This window comes from Actinomadura formosensis NBRC 14204 (assembly GCF_001552155.1).
GTDB classification, from domain to species: Bacteria; Actinomycetota; Actinomycetes; order Streptosporangiales; family Streptosporangiaceae; genus Spirillospora; species Spirillospora formosensis.
Map to the genome: position 1 here is coordinate 29,721 of NZ_BCQQ01000045.1, position 16,231 is coordinate 45,951.

General features: G+C 68.5%; 13 protein-coding genes and 1 pseudogene. 5 read left to right on the forward strand and 9 right to left on the reverse strand.

The genetic code is table 11. The annotated features are described in order from the left end of the window. Positions 1 to 185 precede the first annotated feature (185 nt). Positions 186 to 839, reverse strand: a complete 654-nt coding sequence (locus AF1_RS14445; protein WP_067798161.1) for a LuxR C-terminal-related transcriptional regulator — start codon at positions 837 to 839, stop codon at positions 186 to 188. A 284-nt stretch (positions 840 to 1,123) separates the two neighbouring features. On the opposite strand from AF1_RS14445, the gene AF1_RS14450 reads away from it, so the two are divergent. Continuing rightward, the gene (locus AF1_RS14450) at positions 1,124 to 2,314 is read left to right on the forward strand and encodes a cytochrome P450 (protein WP_131732810.1); all 1,191 of its coding nucleotides are present in this window, start codon (positions 1,124 to 1,126) and stop codon (positions 2,312 to 2,314) included. Between the two features lie 8 nt (positions 2,315 to 2,322). Here the strand turns inward: AF1_RS14450 and AF1_RS14455 are convergent, their stop codons facing one another. Continuing rightward, on the reverse strand, positions 2,323 to 3,195 hold the full coding sequence (locus AF1_RS14455; protein ID WP_207394131.1) for an SMP-30/gluconolactonase/LRE family protein: 873 nt from the start codon (positions 3,193 to 3,195) through the stop codon (positions 2,323 to 2,325). Between the two features lie 207 nt (positions 3,196 to 3,402). Here AF1_RS14455 and AF1_RS14460 point away from each other — a divergent pair, with 207 nt between their 5' ends. Beyond that, the gene (locus AF1_RS14460) at positions 3,403 to 3,933 is read left to right on the forward strand and encodes a site-specific integrase (protein ID WP_207394130.1); all 531 of its coding nucleotides are present in this window, start codon (positions 3,403 to 3,405) and stop codon (positions 3,931 to 3,933) included. 15 nt (positions 3,934 to 3,948) lie between these two features. Here the strand turns inward: AF1_RS14460 and AF1_RS14465 are convergent, their stop codons facing one another. The 3 genes from AF1_RS14465 to AF1_RS14475 form a co-directional block, all read right to left on the reverse strand. After that, positions 3,949 to 5,388, reverse strand: a complete 1,440-nt coding sequence (locus AF1_RS14465) for an MFS transporter (RefSeq protein WP_067798173.1) — start codon at positions 5,386 to 5,388, stop codon at positions 3,949 to 3,951. Next, a complete protein-coding gene (locus AF1_RS14470; protein WP_207394129.1) occupies positions 5,381 to 6,646 on the reverse strand; it encodes a flavin-containing monooxygenase in 1,266 nt (421 codons plus the stop codon). The genes AF1_RS14465 and AF1_RS14470 overlap by 8 nt, the downstream gene beginning before the upstream one ends. A 67-nt stretch (positions 6,647 to 6,713) precedes the next feature. Then, positions 6,714 to 8,261 (reverse strand): bifunctional NAD(P)/FAD-dependent oxidoreductase/class I SAM-dependent methyltransferase, encoded by a 1,548-nt coding sequence (locus AF1_RS14475; RefSeq protein ID WP_067798176.1) that lies wholly within the window; start codon positions 8,259 to 8,261, stop codon positions 6,714 to 6,716. Positions 8,262 to 9,590: 1,329 nt separating this feature from the next. On the opposite strand from AF1_RS14475, the gene AF1_RS14480 reads away from it, so the two are divergent. Next, complete coding sequence (locus AF1_RS14480; protein ID WP_131732809.1) at positions 9,591 to 10,202, forward strand: response regulator transcription factor; 612 nt, start codon at positions 9,591 to 9,593, stop codon at positions 10,200 to 10,202. Between the two features lie 11 nt (positions 10,203 to 10,213). Here AF1_RS14480 and AF1_RS14485 read toward each other — a convergent pair whose 3' ends face one another. Beyond that, positions 10,214 to 10,843, reverse strand: coding sequence for a class I SAM-dependent methyltransferase (locus AF1_RS14485; protein ID WP_207394128.1), 630 nt, complete (start codon positions 10,841 to 10,843; stop codon positions 10,214 to 10,216). Between the two features lie 147 nt (positions 10,844 to 10,990). Between AF1_RS14485 and AF1_RS14490 the strand changes: the two are divergent. Beyond that, positions 10,991 to 11,258 (forward strand): annotated as a pseudogene (locus tag AF1_RS14490) (transposase); the annotation flags it as partial. A 66-nt stretch (positions 11,259 to 11,324) separates the two neighbouring features. Here the strand turns inward: AF1_RS14490 and AF1_RS14495 are convergent. Both AF1_RS14495 and AF1_RS14500 read right to left on the reverse strand, forming a co-directional pair. Further along, the gene (locus AF1_RS14495) at positions 11,325 to 12,824 is read right to left on the reverse strand and encodes an ArnT family glycosyltransferase (protein WP_165488425.1); all 1,500 of its coding nucleotides are present in this window, start codon (positions 12,822 to 12,824) and stop codon (positions 11,325 to 11,327) included. A 107-nt stretch (positions 12,825 to 12,931) separates the two neighbouring features. Then, on the reverse strand, positions 12,932 to 14,299 hold the full coding sequence (locus tag AF1_RS14500) for a glycosyltransferase (protein WP_067798188.1): 1,368 nt from the start codon (positions 14,297 to 14,299) through the stop codon (positions 12,932 to 12,934). Between the two features lie 952 nt (positions 14,300 to 15,251). Between AF1_RS14500 and AF1_RS14505 the strand changes: the two genes are divergently transcribed. After that, positions 15,252 to 15,581, forward strand: coding sequence for a hypothetical protein (locus tag AF1_RS14505; RefSeq protein ID WP_067798191.1), 330 nt, complete (start codon positions 15,252 to 15,254; stop codon positions 15,579 to 15,581). 119 nt (positions 15,582 to 15,700) lie between these two features. Here the strand turns inward: AF1_RS14505 and AF1_RS34355 are convergent, their stop codons facing one another. Continuing rightward, on the reverse strand, positions 15,701 to 16,180 hold the full coding sequence (locus AF1_RS34355; RefSeq protein ID WP_131732807.1) for a hypothetical protein: 480 nt from the start codon (positions 16,178 to 16,180) through the stop codon (positions 15,701 to 15,703). Positions 16,181 to 16,231: the final 51 nt, after the last annotated feature.

A 16,231-nucleotide genomic window follows, 5' to 3' on the forward strand; every position in this document is an offset into this window, starting at 1 on the left:
ACACCGGTGCGGACAAGCCTCAAGGGTGCGGACGATGTACCGCACGAAAGTGCGGACAATGACGCGCCGGCGTTAACTCCGGCTGGTGGATGGTGGGGCTGTTCGCCGTTGCGGTGCCGCCCGGCTTCCACCGCCTTCCGCCTTGTTGCCGCGGGGATCCCCCTGCGGGCGGAGACGTGCTTTTGTCAGAATCCCCGAGCCGGCGCCCGGTCGTCGCGGAGCATTTGGGTGACAAAGTGGACGCGACTCGGTGAGTTCACCTTGTTGAGCACGGCCGAGACGTGTCGCTTGGCGCTGTGCACGGAGATCCCCAGCTTGCTGGCGATCTGCTGATTACTGAGTCCCTCCAGGAGCAGGGAAATGACATCGCGCTCACGGGGGCTGAAATAAGGCTGGTGCGGCGATGGGGAAAACTCGCTTGACCGGGCGCGGTCGAGGAGGTAGCTCGCGATCGGCACGGGTATGGGCAGCTCCCCGCGCATCAGGGCCTGCAGCGTGACGTCCAGCGTCGCCTCCGTGATGTCGTGCACCATGAGGTAGCCGTCAGCGTGCGTCCTCGCGGCCATGGCGAGGTGCTCGGGATCGGCTCTGGTGACCAATTCCAGTATGCGGCTCGCAGGAAATGCGGTCCGGACATGGCTGGAGATATCGTCGGGAGCGCAACAGCTGACGATGATGACGTCGGGGTTCCATTCGCCGCCGCGCGCCTTACTTGTCATGAGTAGCAGTTCTTCCATGCTGCGATGGCATTCGAGCCTGCCGATCCGGTCGAGTTGTCGCAGCATGGCCTCCAGTCCGCGGCGAAGGACTTCCAGCGACTCGAGTACGACGACATCCATCCCCGCGGCTCTCCTGACATCCGTAACCCACAGGACGTAACCAGGTTAGTCGCGATGGAACTGGAACGAAAGGGGCATTTGCGCCGCTCTGGCGCGGCGCTGTGAAGCGGGTGGCTCAGGTGGTGGAAGTGTGACTTTGGGTTGAGGGTGACCGAACTTTGGTGCGCTCCATTGTCCGCACTTTCGAGCGGTGAACCGTTCACACTTTTGAGGTTGAACGGCGCGCCAATGCATATATTGACATCATCTTCGGGGTGTCCGACGCTATTGTCATGTCGAATTCCATGCCGATTGAAGTTCCAGTCCTGGACATTGATCCGTTCGCCGAGGATTTTCGGCGTGACCCCGACACGTTCCATGAGCGGCTTCGGAAGGCCGGCCCGGTGGTCTTCCTGGAGCGTTACCGCGCGTGGGCGGTGGCCCGGTACGCCGAGGTACACGAGGTGCTGCGTGACCATGAAAGGTTCTGTTCGGCCGCTGGGGTCGGGCTCGCCAACTTCTGGAATGAGGAGCCGTGGCGGCCCCCGAGCCTGCTGGTGGAAGCGGATCCGCCGGCGCACGCCCGGCCGCGGCGGATCACCGCGCGGGCGCTGTCGCCACGGGCGATCGAGCGTTTCCGGCCGGAGTTCGAGCGGCACGCCGAGGAGGCGGTGACCGCGGTCGTGGCGCGCGGGCGGTTCGACGGGGTCACCGATTTGGTGCAGGCGTATCTGGTGCGGGCGTTCCCGGAGGCGTTCGGGCTGGACCCGGATGAGGGGGAGAAGCTGCTCCGGTACGGGGACATGGCGTTCAACCTGTTCGGCCCGCGTAACCGGCTCTCCGAGGAGGCGATGGCCGCGGGCATGCCGCTTCACGAGTGGTTCATCGAGCAGTGCGGGCGCGGTTCGCTGGCCGCCGGCGGGCTGGGCGCGGCCGTGTACGCCGCCGTCGACCGCGGTGAGGCCACCGAGGAGGAGGCGGGTCTGCTGGTGCGCTCGCTGGTGATGGCGGGTCTTGATTCCACCATGGATGCCATCGCCTGGACGCTGTACTTGCTCGCCACCTGTCCCGGGGAATGGGCGGCGTTGCGCGACGACCCGGCACTGGCCCGTCCGGCCTTCGAGGAAGCCCTGCGGTACTACTCTCCCGTCCAGCATTTCTTCCGCACCACCACCCGCAAAGTGCGGCTGGCCGGCACAGTGATCCCGGCCAAGGAGAAGGTCCTCTGCTTTATCGGCGCCGCCAACCGCGACCCTCGCGAATGGGGCGACCCCGACCGCTTCGACATTCGGCGGAGGGCGGTGAACCATCTGGCCTTCGGGTCGGGCATCCACGCCTGCGTCGGCGCGGCGATCGCCCGGCTTGAGGCGGAGATCCTGCTCACCGCGCTGGCCCGGCAGGCTCGCACCCTCGAACTGGTCGGCCCGCTGCGCCCACGCCCCCACAACATACTCAGATCCCTGGCCGAGCTGCCCCTGCAGGTCCGTGCCGCGTGACGCGCCGGTCAACGGTCGACGATGACGACCTCGTACTCGTCGGCGGTCGGCCGGACGCCCGTGTCGGCCTTGGCGTTGATGACGGCCAGACGGTCGCCGAAGGGGACGGCGGTCGTCGGAAACTGGAAGAGGTCGTGTGTGATGACACTTTCGACCGTCCCGGACATCAGGTCGCGGCTCAGCCGGATCCGTGACACCTGATTGGACCAGTTCTGCACCACCCATAGCCGCCGGCCTTCCAGCACGAGGCCGTCCGCGTTGGGCACGTCGAGACCTTCGATCGTCCGGCTGGCACCGGTCGCCGGGTCGACGGTGTAGAGCCTGCCGTTGGCCGTGTGCGACATGATCAACGGCTCTCCGGCGTCGGGTGCGACGATCCCGTTCAGATTGAACTCGCCGCTGAGGTCGGCCGCCGGGCCGGTGACCGGCAGGGTCCTGGCCGGCCCGAGTTCCCCGGCCGGGCTGATCGGCACGAAATACAGGACGGCGCTTGACGTGTCACTGAAGTAGGCACCCCGCCGGGTGACGAAGACCTTGTTGACCACCGTCGTTTTCAGATCACCGATGGTGCCGAGCCGGTAGGTGGCGACGGTCGCGCCGGTCTGGATGTCGTACACGTATGCCCAGCCGAGAGCACCGCCGACGAACAGCCACCCGTGCCGGAGATCGGCGCACAGGCCCATGGACATCCGGCCTTCCGGGGCCTCGATGAACAGCTCGGCGGTTCCGCGCTTGAGGTCTCCCCGGAAGATGTGGCCAAGGTACAGATCGCCGCAGTAGAAGGTGTCGCCCGCCCCCTTGGCGATCCCTTGGGCAGACGTGGCCCCGGGGAGCACGATGACATCGGTGGTCGGTGCCGCGGCCGCGGGGCCGTCCGTCATCGGTACCTCCGGCTCGTTCCGCAGTGGCATCGAGATCGCGACGTTTCATGCTGAGATCGCCGTCAGGATGATGCTCACGACACATGCCCAGCGTGGACAAGCCCTGGGGGTGCGGACGATGTACCGCGCGAAAGTGCGCACCATGGCGCGTGCAGCTCCGCTCTTATGGAGCTCAACGTGGAGCGGAGCGCTGCTTACGATGCCCCCATGTCGACCCCCAGGCAGTCTGCGCCAAGCTCGTCGTCCCCTACGCTGCCCCAGGCCGCGACGATCGTGATGGAAGCATCAAATGATCCCGGCTGGGGCATGTTCGTCTGGCTCCTCCTGACCGTCGGCGCCCGGCGCGGTGAGTTGTGCGCCCTGCGCTGGGATGATGTCGACTTCGATACCGGTGTGCTCACCATCCGGCAGCGTCGCATCGAGCTCGACGCACAGACGATCACTCTGCTGCGCGCATATCTGGGCCATTGCGCCGCACAAGCCGCCATGCTCGGCATCGAGCGGCGCCCCGACGCCTACGTTTTCTCGCCCTCGCCGGACGGCGGAACCGCGCCGGAGCCCGCCATGGCCACGGAGCGTTACGCTCGGATGTGCGCGAACCTCGGCTGGAACATGCACCTTGACCGGCTACCGCACTACTCCGCGACCGAGCTCATCGCCGCCGGCGTCGACGTGCGCACCTTCAACTGGCGGCTGCAGCGCGGGCTTTCGCGTATCCAGCGGCGGCCGAGGGCATGACCTGCGCCAAGAGCCCTATTGGCGGGACGGCGAGACCCCGGCCTGGCCCGCGGGCTGGGCGCCGGCCTTCTGCGGCTTCATGGACGGCGCGAGGACCAGCGAGACCACCGCGGCCACGGCGGCGACCGCGGCGAACAACGTGTAGGCGTTGGTGAACCCATCGATCGAGGGCGTGCTGGTGAGACCCGCGGCGGCGACGGTGGAGCCCACCGCGACGAAGATGGCGGCACCGGTCGGATTACAGGTGTAGACGATGGCCGACACCAACCCGGCCTCGTGCTGAGCGACGCCGGCGAGGGCGGTGGTGGTCGCGGTGACGAACACCGCGGCGGCGCCCAGCGAGAACACGACGACGCCGGGAAGAGCCCAGGCGTAGACGTTGCCGTGCGCCGGCAGCATTCCGATGAGAAGCCCGTTGCCGATGGCGACCAGGGACAGGGCGGCGAAGGCGACGTGGCGGGTGCCGGCGGTGCCGACCAGGCGGCCGCCCGTGATGGCACCGACCACGGTGGCCAGGGCTGCGGGCAGGAAGAACAGGCCGTTCTCCAGCGCGCTGTAGCCGCGAAGGTGCTGCAGGTACTGCGAAGTGATGAACAGGTCCCCGCCGGCCACGCCGGCCGCCATGAGCATGAGGAACGTGCCGGTCGCGACCGGACGGCGCGCCAGCATCCCCGGGCGTATCAGGGGGTTCCGCACGATGCGTTCGGCGGCCGTGAACACCCCGTACAAGACGATGGCGACCGTGATGGGCACCAGCGTGCCGGGATCCGCCCAGCCGTGGTTACCGGCGTTGATCATGCCGTAGATGAGCGAGCCGGTGGCGGCGGTGACGGTCACCGCTCCCAGCACGTCGACGTGCCGGTCGGCGCCCTCGATCCGGCGCTCTGGCACCAGTGCCCGGATGGCGCCCAGCAGGGCGACGCCGATCGGGATGTTGATGAAGAAGACCCAGCGCCAGCCGGGGCCGCTGGTGAGGAGACCACCGACGAGCAGCCCGGTGGCGAAGCCGATGCCGCCGAGGGAGGACCATACGCCCAGCGCCTTGTTGCGTTCGGCGCCGGTGAACAGGCCGGTGACGGCGCGCAGCGCGGCAGGGGACATCATCGCCGCCCCGACGCCCTGGCAGATACGGCCGATGATCAGCAGGTTCTCGTCCTGCGCCAGGCCGCTGGCCAGCGAGGCGAGGGTGAAGACCACCAGGCCGGTCAGGAGGATGGAACGCGCGCCGAAGATGTCGGCGAGCCGGCCGCCGAGCAGCAGCAGCCCGCCGAGGAACAGCACGTAGATGCTGACCGACCAGGTGAAGGCCACACGACTCAGGCCCAGGTCGGCGCTGAGGTCGGGCAGGGCCACGTTGATCACGGTGGTGTCCAGCATCAGCATGAACTGCGCCATGCATATCGCCGCGAGCGCCTTCCAGCGGCGAGGGTTCGCGGCCTCATACGAGTCATGCATCACAGGGCTCCTGACGGTCGACGATGTGCTTCACGACATGCGCGGCGTCGGGGCCGACCCCGGCGAACACCGACGACCCCGCAGAGTGCAGCCAGGGCAGCCCGACCGCGTAGAGCCCGGGGTGGGTGGTGACGCCCCTGGTGTGCCGCGGGTACCCCCACTCGTCGAACACCGGCAGATCCACCCAGCCGAAGTCGAGCCGGTAGCCGGTCGCCCACACCACGGAACCGATTCCGGCGGCGGCGAGGTCGAGTTCCGTGCTGGTGGCCGGGGCGGGCGAGTCGCCGGGTGGGGGACGGTCGTCGGGCGCCGCGTCGATCCCGGCCGCCGCGATGTAGGCCTCGAACAGCCGCCGCTGCGTCTTGTCGAACTGGGTCTCGATGAACACCAGCCGGTCGGCGAGGTCGTCGCTGAAACGCACCGTCGTGCCGTCCGCCGACTCCAGCCGGCCGTACAGGCGGATGCCCTCCCGGGCGAGCCGCCGCAGGTCGATGCTGTGGCCGCCGCCCTGGCCGGACACGATCGGGTTGGGGGCGAACCGTGCGGCCGGCGACGGGAGCTTCATCTCCACGCCCACCTCCGGGCCGTGCCGATACACCTTCAGCAGCCACCAGCCGAGGTCGCGGCCCCGGTAACGGCGGGGAGCGGCGGGGACCTTCGAGACCGCCAGGTGGACCTCGCGGCCCGCCCGGTGCAGCTCCTCTGCGATCTGCACGCCGGACTGCCCGGAGCCGACCACGAGCACGGCCCCGTCAGCCAGCTGCCCGGGCCTGCGGTAGTCGTTGGAGTGCAGTTGCTGGATATCACCGGAGATCTTTCCGGCCGCGGCCGGGATCTTCGGCCGCGGGTACGGTCCGGTCGCCAGCACGACGTTGCGCGCCCGGAAGGTCGTACCGTCGGCGTGCGCCACGAGGCCCTCGTCCGTGGCGGCCAGCCGGGTCACGTTGGTGCCGAACCGGACCGGGGCGCCGATGACGGACGCGTACTGCGACAGATGCTTCACCACGTCGTCGCGCGCCATGAAGCCGTCCGGGTCGTCGCCGTCGTACGGCATCCCCGGCAGCAGGAGCGTGAAGTTCGGGAGGACCAGGCAGAATTCGTCCCATCGATCGAGCCAGCCCCCGCCGAGCCGGTCCCGCCGATCCACGACGAGGTGGTCCACTCCCGCCTCGGTCAGGTGGTGGCTCGTGGCCAGCCCCGCCTGGCCGCCCCCGATCACCAGCGTGTCGATCCGCTCTACCGCCCCGCTGTCCATCATGATCGACTCCTCCCGCCTTCCGTTGCGCGTTTCGTCATCGTCCTCATGGCGTTCGTCGTCGCGGCCGTCAGCCGGTGGCGCGCCGTACCGCGCGCAGGACGGCGTCGGTGAGCGTGATCTGCTGTCCGTCCGGGTCGGTGGCCGGGCGCTCCGGGGCCGAGGCGGTGACGTCCCACTCGGACGGGTCCAGCACGGCGGCGATCTCTTCGGCCGTGAACATCAGGTGGGGGAGGCGCGGGCGCCGCAGCGTCGGGACCTCCAGGTCGGCCGGGTGGTGGCCGACGATGAGAAGCGTCCCGCCCGGGCGGACGGCCGCGGCCAGCCGGCGGATCAGCGCATCGCGCGCGGGCCGGGGCAGTTGCAGGTACTGCGCCGACACCAGGTCGAACTGCGCTGGTACGGGATCCCATGCCGTGACGTCGGCCTGCCGCCACGTGATGTCCACGCCGATCTCGGCGGCGTGCCGGGCGGCTCGGTCCAGCGCGGCCTGGGAAACGTCGACGCCGGTGACCGTCCATCCGCGCGAGGCGAGCCAGATCGAGTCGGCGCCTTCGCCGCTGCCGACGTCCAGTGCCGTGCCGGTCGGGAGGCCGGTGGCTGTGGCGACCACCTGCGGATTGGGTTTGCCGCTCCAGGCCCGTTTCCCCGACGCGTACTGCTCCTCCCAGTAGTCCTGCGACAGCACGCGGAGGGTGAGCTTCGTGTCCTCGGCGATGAGGTCGGCGTTGATCGCGGCGGCCGCCGATGCCCCGCCGGTGGCCGAGCTCATCACCTGCGCCATGACGTCGGTGACGTTGCCGGCGACCCATACGCCGGGCACCTCCGTCAGCCCTGCCGGGTCGGCCGCGATCGACTCGCCGACGCCCATCGGGTGTGCGGTCGGTTTGAGACCGAGGCCCGTGAGCACCGCCGAGTTGGCCACCAGCCGCGGCGCGACGGTCACCGCCGAGCAGGCCACGACCGTCCCGTCGGCCAGCCGCAGGCCGGTGATCCGGTCATCGGCCACCTCCAGCGACTCCACGGGCCCGGTGACCACGCGGATGCCCCAGGCGCTCAGCTGGGCCACCTGCTGTTCGGTCAGCGCCGGCGCGGTGTGCTGGAAGAAGGTCACCTCCGGTGTCAGCTGCTGGAACATCAGCGCCTGGCGCACGGCCCACTCGGTGTGAGTGGCGAGGACGCCGACGGACCGGTCGCGCAGCTCCCAGCCATGGCAGTGCGGGCAGTGCACCACGTCGCGTCCCCAGCGCTCCGCCATCCCCGGGATGCCGGGCAGCTCGTCGGTGAGGCCGGTGGTCACCAGCAACCGCCGCGCCGTGATGATCTGGCCGTCGTCGAGGGTCACCTCGAACCCACGGTCGGTACGGCGCGCCGCGACGGCCGTGGTACGCAGCATGAGCCCGCCGTAGTGCTTGACCTCCGCACGCCCGATCTCGACGAGCTCGAACGGGCTGACCCCGTCGCGGGAGAGGAACCCATGCACGGCGTCGGTGGGCGCGTTGCGCGGTGGCCCCGCGTCGACCACGACCACCGAACGCCGAGCCCGGCACAGCGACACTGCCCCGCTCAGCCCGGCGGCGCCGCCGCCGAGCACCGCGACATCGAATTTCTGCGTCATGGAAACCACGATCGGTTCCCGTGGGCGGGAGGGGCCACAAAACTTGCGGGAATGGCAAACACGGGGCGGCCGTGGCCGGTCAGAGCTTCGGACCCGAACGTCACGACGCGGGGGACCGGGAGGGCCAGGGCGCTCGCGGCCGCCACGAGGACGCCGCCCGCCACCAGGGGGTGGTCCCGCCCAGAACCGCCACACCGGGCCGACCGGCGCGGCGTATGGGACGGCGACACATTCGTCGGCGGGGCCTTCGGCGCCGACTCGCAGTTCAACCTGCGCAGCGGGGCGGCGAAGGCCGTTGTCGCCGACCTGGTGCGGCGCTTCGGCGAATGTGAGGGTGTCGCAGTCGACGTCCGGTGTTCCGGTCACCGCGCCAGGCTGCCCCAGCCGGCGTGCGCCTCCCGCCGGACACGTCCCGGCGGCGGTGCCTCGAACTGAGGCTGGTAATAGTTCGCGAGAAGCACGACACATGGTTGTCGAACTTGTCGTCGAAGAAGCCCCCCGGCAACTCCGGTGCGAGCACGAACAAACGCATGATGTCGGTTGACGGCCGTGCTATCGCGGCCATTTGCTCATACTATGTCGCGGTGAATCCGGTGGGTTCTTCCAGTCATATATCGGCGACTTTCCAGGTGGACGGATAGTCGCCGAGTTCGCGCGTTCCGCCTCACTCAAACCGCCCGTCGTGTGTGCCCCGAAGGCGTCGTGCAGACCCATGCGGCGGAGTCCTGACACGCCGGCCCTGTTCGCCCTGCGTGCCTGCTCAGCTTTGGAGGCCCTGAATAATTCACGGCTTGTCTGAAACATTCTTCCGCGAACTCGCGTGGCCCCCCGTGACCCACGGCGGTGAAAAATCCGGGGTTTCGCACGCCCTCCCGATCGCCGCGGCCAACGCGGCCCGCCCGGGCGGGTCGTCCCGCGTGGACAGGCCGATGACCGGCACGAACTCATCGGATGCGACGACACCGGCTCGTCCCGCGACGCAGTCTCCTCCCGGCCGGCGGCCCGGTGAGGCCGCGCGTGCGGCCGCTCACCCATGGGGGCCTCTCGGTGGCGCTGACATTCCATCTGGTATAACGAGAGTCCCGGAGGGGGTTTCGGGCTTGGACGCAATTAATCCGGCGCCCCCGGACCCTGTTTCCAAATGGCGAATTTCGGGTGGCGAAAACAGCTCGACCGCAATAACGGAAAGTGACGAAGCCGGACACGCTGAGGAATCGTCGCCGGTTGCCGCGAACGCGATGTAGATCGCTCTTGACACGGGTGATTACGAAAGTGCACGATCGAGTTCAGGAGGGCAAGGTACGGGAGGGGGATCCAGTGGATGTCGCCGTGGTCGAACCGCGTGAACTCATCCGCAGTGGCCTGGCAGCGATACTCGAACGGCTCGGTGGGATTCAAGATCTCGAATGTCACTGCGACCTGGACGAGCTGCTCGTCTCGCCGAAGGTGCGCGGCGGCGAGTGGCAACCCGACATCTGCATCGTCGGCTCTGACGCCGCCGTCGCCCGGCATTTGCGGAGCAGGTTCCCCTCCTGCCGCCTTCTGGGCCTGGTCGCCAGCGCGGAACCGGAGGACCTGGAGCGGGCCGCCAGGACGAACGCCGACGGCTACCTCATGCTGCACGACACCACGGCGACGACGCTTGTTGGCACGCTCCACGCCGTGATGTCCGGCGAGCTGCCGATGCCGCTGCAGGTCGGCAACTACCTGCTCGAACGCGTCAGGACGACCGAGGCGCCGCCGCCGCGCGTCCAGCCCTACTTCAGCCCGCGCGAGCACGACGTCATCGCCCTGCTCCTGGAGGGGCTCAGCAACCGGCAGATCTCGGTCCGGCTGGGGATCTCCCTGCACAGCGCGAAACGGCATGTCTCGGCCATCCTGCACAAGGTGAACTCGCCCAGCCGCGCGCATTTCGTCGCCCAGATGCTCCGCGACGGCTGACCGGGCTCGTATCAGCCGCCGGAACCGGCGGCGGTCTGCTTGACGCCGATGACGCAGACCACGGGCGGGTCGAGCGGGAGCGTGTCGGACCTGATGCCGGTGAGCCCGACCTGTTCGAGCATCTCCATCCGCTCGCAGGCGGCGAGGACGGGGTCGCGCGTGCCGTCCGCGCCGCGCGGTTGCGTGGCGATGGCGATGCGTCCGCCCGGTGCCAGCAGCCGCCCCAGTTCCGTGAGCCGCTCGGCCGGTGACGTCCAGAACCCCATGGAGTTGACGGCGTACACGGCGTCGAAGGGGCCCTCGAAGCCGGAGGGCAGCGCCTCGACCGACGCCTGAGCGAGCGTGATCCGGCCGGACCGGACGGCGGCGGCATTGCGCCGGGACGCGTGCCGGAGCATCACCTCGGAGCGGTCGATGCCGTAGACGTGCCCGGTGGATCCCACCCGGCGCGCCGTCTCGGCGATGGCCACGCCCGGCCCGAATCCGACTTCGAGGATCCGCTGCCCCGGCTGAACGTCCAGCAGGGAGACGACCCACCGATTGCGCTCGACGTTGGAGCCGCGGTGCGCCATCACCCAGCCTGCGATGCTCCCGACCGCCCCCCGCGGGTGGCCGAACTGGCGCACAATGGCCAGTTTCACGTTCTCCTTCACATTCACTGGGGCCATCTCCCTCCGGCGGACGCTCCGTCCTGCCGCGGACTCGTGGCACCAGGTTCGCTGGCACCGCCCCACGCGGACAGGCCGCGAGAGCGCGGACGATCGACCGCCCGAAAGTGCGCCGCGAGACCGTCCGCTCCGAGGCGGCCGCAGGGCGGTGATCGGCGCCGGTGCGGGGATCGTGCGGCGCTGGCGGCGATCATCTTCATGGCGACCACCGGCTGCACCTGGCCGCGGATGCCGCCGGTGTTCGGGCCGCCGGGCCCTACCGCGCACCGGCGTTTCACCGAGTGGACGGCCGCGCGGGTGTGGGCCAAGCCGCACCGCCTGGTGCTGGACGAGCTGGACGCGCGGTGAGCTGGACTGGTCGTGCCGCGCGATCGACTCGGTCGGCGTCACGTGCGACTCATGCACCCAGGCTCATGTGGAGGGGCCGGCTTCTTCCAGGTGAACCCGCTTGTCGTTACCCCAGGATCGACCTCGCGGACGTCGACGGGCAGCCCCGTGTCGAAGCGGGCGACCGATCGGGAGTGGTCCAGGGCCTGGCGGACGAGAGGGAAACCCATCTCCTGGGTGTCTTGCATGAGCTGGGGTGTGGCGATGATGTAGTCGACCTCGCGCCAGTCGTTGTGGAAGACCTGCCTGACGGCGGGGTCCAACTCGGCCTTCCAGTAGTAGTGGGCCTGGGGGAAAGGCCGCTGTACGGGGTCGTGCGGGTCGTGGAGGTAGGAGTACATGTACATGTCAATGATGATCTTGTTGTCCGGTGGGATGTGCGTCTTGACCCAGTCGACGGCCGCCTGCTGCCCATCTGCGGGTTGAGCGTGCCACCATTCCCGTTTCCCCGGCCGGGCGATCTGGAGGACGAGCGCCCTGCGCAACCGAGTGCCACGACCGAGCGCAGGACCGCCGTGACCGGGCCTTTCTGGCGGGGCACCCGGTCTCCCGCCGCTCTGGCAGCCCGCCAGGTGACCGCCGCGAGGGCGAGGGCGAGGAAGGGCAGCAGCGGGACGAGGTAGAAGCCGAGGGTCAGCCCGCCCCTGCCCAGGAAGAGCCAGAACGAGAAGATCAGCCACCCCAGCATGGACAGTCCAGGGTCCCGGCGGACAAGGACGACGCAGGCAAGGGCTGCGGCTGTGCCGCCCACAACGACGACGGGGTCTTCCGACGCCCAGTGGATGGCGTTCTGCCAGAACCCGCTGCCGAAGTCCGCGATGCCGCCGTCGGTGCTCCGGCTGGCCTGCCACTGCAGGCCGCACAGCAAGCTGACATGGGGACGGCGTCCGCCCAGCAGTTCCCCGTAGGGGAACAGCTCTCCGCGCAGCAGGGCCATCAGCGGATATAGGGAGATCAGAGACAGGCACAGGGTCAGCCACGTCCAGAAGGACAGCCACCGAGCATGGGGGGCGGCCCGCCGGGCGGTCAGGACCGCCAGCGCAGGAAGGACGGTTACGGCGATCTCCTTGGACCAGACGGCCACCGCGAGCGCCACGGCGCTCAGCCAGACCCGGCTGAGCCGCAGAGGCATGGAGAGCAGCAGAAGGAAGGCGGCCAGCATCCAGAAGGCCGCGATGTTGTCCAGCAGCACACGGCGGTGGAACTCGATGCCGTAGGGGGACAGACCGAAGACCAGGGCTGCGAGCAGGCCGGCCCCCAGGCTGCCGGTAAGCCTGCGGCCGGTGGCGACGACGAGGAGGGTCGACCCCGCGTGCAGGGCGAGCATGAAGATCCGGCCCGACGCGATCCCATGGCCGAACAGGCCGTCCGCCCCGCCGGTGAGCACCTGCCATCCAGCGATCTGGAGCCATCCACCCGGGGGATGGTCATAGAAGTAGGTGTAGGGGCTCAGGCGCCCCTGGGCGAACACGGCCCAGCCCTGGGAAACGTAGGTCCCCTCGTCGTTCTCAAGGTACGGGTAGTGCAGAGCGTTGTAGCCCAGCACCGCGACATTGAGTACGACCACGGCCGTGACGGCGGTGATTTGCAATGGCGCCGTACGGCCGCGCCGCTGGGGGGAACCCGTCGGCCGTCGTGGGATCAGGTCGGTGCCGCCAGACGAGGGAACGGTGGTCATGCGTCGCTCTCCAAGCGGGGAGAGGCGGCCGAGGGGAGGCTGGGTATGGGAACGTCGGCCGGTCCTTCCACAGCGGGACCGGGGGCCTGGCACACGGGCACGGTCTGCGAACGGTGGGCTCCCACGTGTTCGGTCTTCTCCCAGTCCGTCCGCCGGTAAAGGTGGCGGGCCACTGCCCGTACAGCGGCGGCACCCAGCAGGAACTGGTAGAGCAGATGGGTGAGGGGGAATCGGCAAAGGGTGGTCGCGGGCAGCTTGAGCCCGAAGTCCCGGGCGAACATGCGCGCCCCCACCATGTGCGTCACCATCTGCAATAGAAGCCCGTACAGCGGCGCGAAGGACAGCAGCGCGACATAGACGGGCGGTCTGTGGAGGAAGGGGCCGCCGAAGAAGGGGCCCACGATGGCCAGTGGCAGGGTGCACATCACGGCCGCGTCGATCAGCGGCTGGGCGAAGGTGAACAGCGCGAGGGCGCGGCGCCGCCACCCGGGGACCCGCCGCCAGTCCGCCTTCCCCAGCACCTGGAGGAATCCCTGATGCCACCGGGTGCGCTGTCTGACAAGGGCGCCCACGGTGACCGGTGTCTCTTCCCGAGTGGCCCACTCCTGGTCGTACGCGACGCGGATGGGAACGCCGAGGGCACTGATGCGCATGCCGATGTCGGCGTCCTCGGTGAGGCATCTGTCGTCCCAGCCCCCCACGCGCTCCACGAGGCCACGCCGCAGGAAGATGGTGTTCCCCCCAAGCGGGATCATTCCCACTCCGGCGTGGAAGTGAAGCCGGCTCTTGTACCAGAAGTAGTACTCAAGGCAGTTGTGAATGGAGAACCAGCGGTCCAGCATATTGACCAGTTGGACTCCTCCCTGGACGACGGGGACCTGCTCGTCGAGCATCACCGTGTTGACGACATTGAAGATGTCGGGATGGATGTCGTCCTCGGCGTCAAAGACACATACCACCTCATTTTCTGATACGGCCAGACCCACATTGAGACCGCGCGGCTTGTTCACCGGAGTCCCGCCGAACGTCTCAACGGATACGTTCACCAGCTCGCAGCCGGCCGTCGCGGCGCGGGCGGCGTCGATGGTGGACTCGTCGTCCGCGTGGCAGATCACCCGGACCTCCAGAAGGCCACTCGGATAGCGGACCGCCGCCACCTTCCGCACCGTCTCGGCGATCACCGCCTCCTCATCCCGCGCAGGCAGCAGGACCGTGAAACCCAGCTCGGGCGCACGAAAACACCTCGGCCCCCGTGTAGCCGCCATCCGCTCGGGATGGTTCCACGTGTACGTCATCAGCCACAGGGTGAGCAGGACATGGCCCAGCAACCCCAGGGCGACCGCCGCCACAAGCGCCTCGATCATCCGCGTCTCCTCCGCAAACGCGGTTTCGCGGTCGTACCGACGAGCGGGCGTCCAGCCCTTCGGCACTACCGTCGGCGGCGCCCCCGCCTCCAGGCTGCGACGGCGCCTCCCCACCCCCGCCGGCACGCCGGCCGGACGGCGATCCGGAACATGACACGCAGCCGGGCAGGCCGCCCGGCGCCTGCTCACCCTTCCATCGGACAAGCCGACGGGACCAGCGGACCCGATGGAATCGCGAAATCAAAGATCGTTATTTGCTGGATGCTCGACCACTCTGGGGAGAAGGCAAAAAGGAATTTGATTCCTCCAGGCTGAGAGATGCCATAATTCTGCCCGCTGTGGTCCCGAACGATCCGTCGCCCGGTAGGCCGCACACGGGGCTGCGGGCGAACAGTCGGGCGAGAATTTTCGCCCCTGGCGCCACCCCCGCCTCACGTGCGGCGACCCCGCAGAACGCGAATTTCGCCACGAATGCTCAAAAATACCTCAATCGGATTATCGTGAGGTATTTCCGCCGGCTTTTGCTGATCTAGGACGTCCGTGCGGGGCTCCTTGGATGTGGACATAGCCGCCGAGTTATGCAAAACAAGGGGGCAATCTTGGTTGTCAAGTAATTTGGCCACTCGTACGGTGGGAGGTGAGGTGAGGCGACATCAATCCAGAAGCGGGTTCGACGTGCCCTCCCCTGACGACAGCGGATTCTTTGGGAAGAAAGGAAGGTCATGTATCAAGCTCGTGCCAGAAGGTTCATGTTCGTGCCGGGATTGGCGCTCGCACTCGGACTTGCCGGGGGCGTCTCCCCGGCCTGGGGGCCACCTCCGTGCCGCTGAGCGCGTCCAAGGCACAGGTCTCCCGGACCGCCCCCGCACTGGGTCCCGCCGAAGACCCTGACAACGGCGCCGTCCCGGCCCAAAAAGTCGCGCTCACCCGCCAGAACAGGGACTGTCTGGGGATGCCCATCGGCCCCACGCTGACCCAGAGTTTCGGGTTCTCCGTCGTCAGGAGGACCGGCTCGAACATGATCGTGACCACGGTCGTGCTCCAGGGAGCTGCACCCAACGCCACCTACACCATCAGGCTCATCCAGTTGGGGCCGTCTCTCGGGACATCCGACTGCCAGGGGAGCGCCGGGACGGTGACCACCGACGAATACGGTAATGGCGAGGCCAATGTCAGGGAGAACGTGCTCCCAGGCGCCACCCACGTCTTCGTCGATCTCAACAATGCGGCAGACCCGAATGGAGACTACTTCACGACCGAGCCGGTCTCCCTCTTCCGGTAGACAAGCGCTCCTCAGACAGTCGGCGACACCAGACTCCTCGTGCGTTCCGGCCCCCGGACACCGGGGGCCGGAACGCACGAGCGGGTCCAGGAGCGACCGGCGCGTTGACCAACCGGCTATCACTCAAGTTCCGCCTGCCGAGGTATCCCTGGAACTGGACCGGTCGCCGCCGTCCGACCATACGCCGTGCAGGTGGAAGCGGGGCGCCGGATCAGCCACTTGTCCACGGCCTCGGTCTTGTTGGTGGCGTAGGCGATCACCGAGCCGGTCCCGATGTCCATCGCGGCGAACAAGCCGGTGGTGCCGTGCCGCACAGAATCGTGCGTCATCCGCGCGGGTGCGGCGGGCATGACCGGCAGATGTGAGACAGCCCGGCCACATCGCCGACTCTGTCCACGAACTGCGGGTGGGTGGACGGCTTCCAGCGAGGTCCCCGCCTGTTCGGCGACCCGTCCCATCGTGCCGCCTCCCGCGCACGGCAACACGATCCGTGCCCGCAGCGCCGGCGCCTGAGCGGTCTTCCGCCGGCTGGCCCACTCGGTCAACTCCGAGCGTTCTTCTTCCGACAACACCATTGGCTCAAGCTTCGGGCTCGGCATCCCCACAGCCTGCCGAGTAATATGAAACTAATGACTGAGGAAATTACGTTT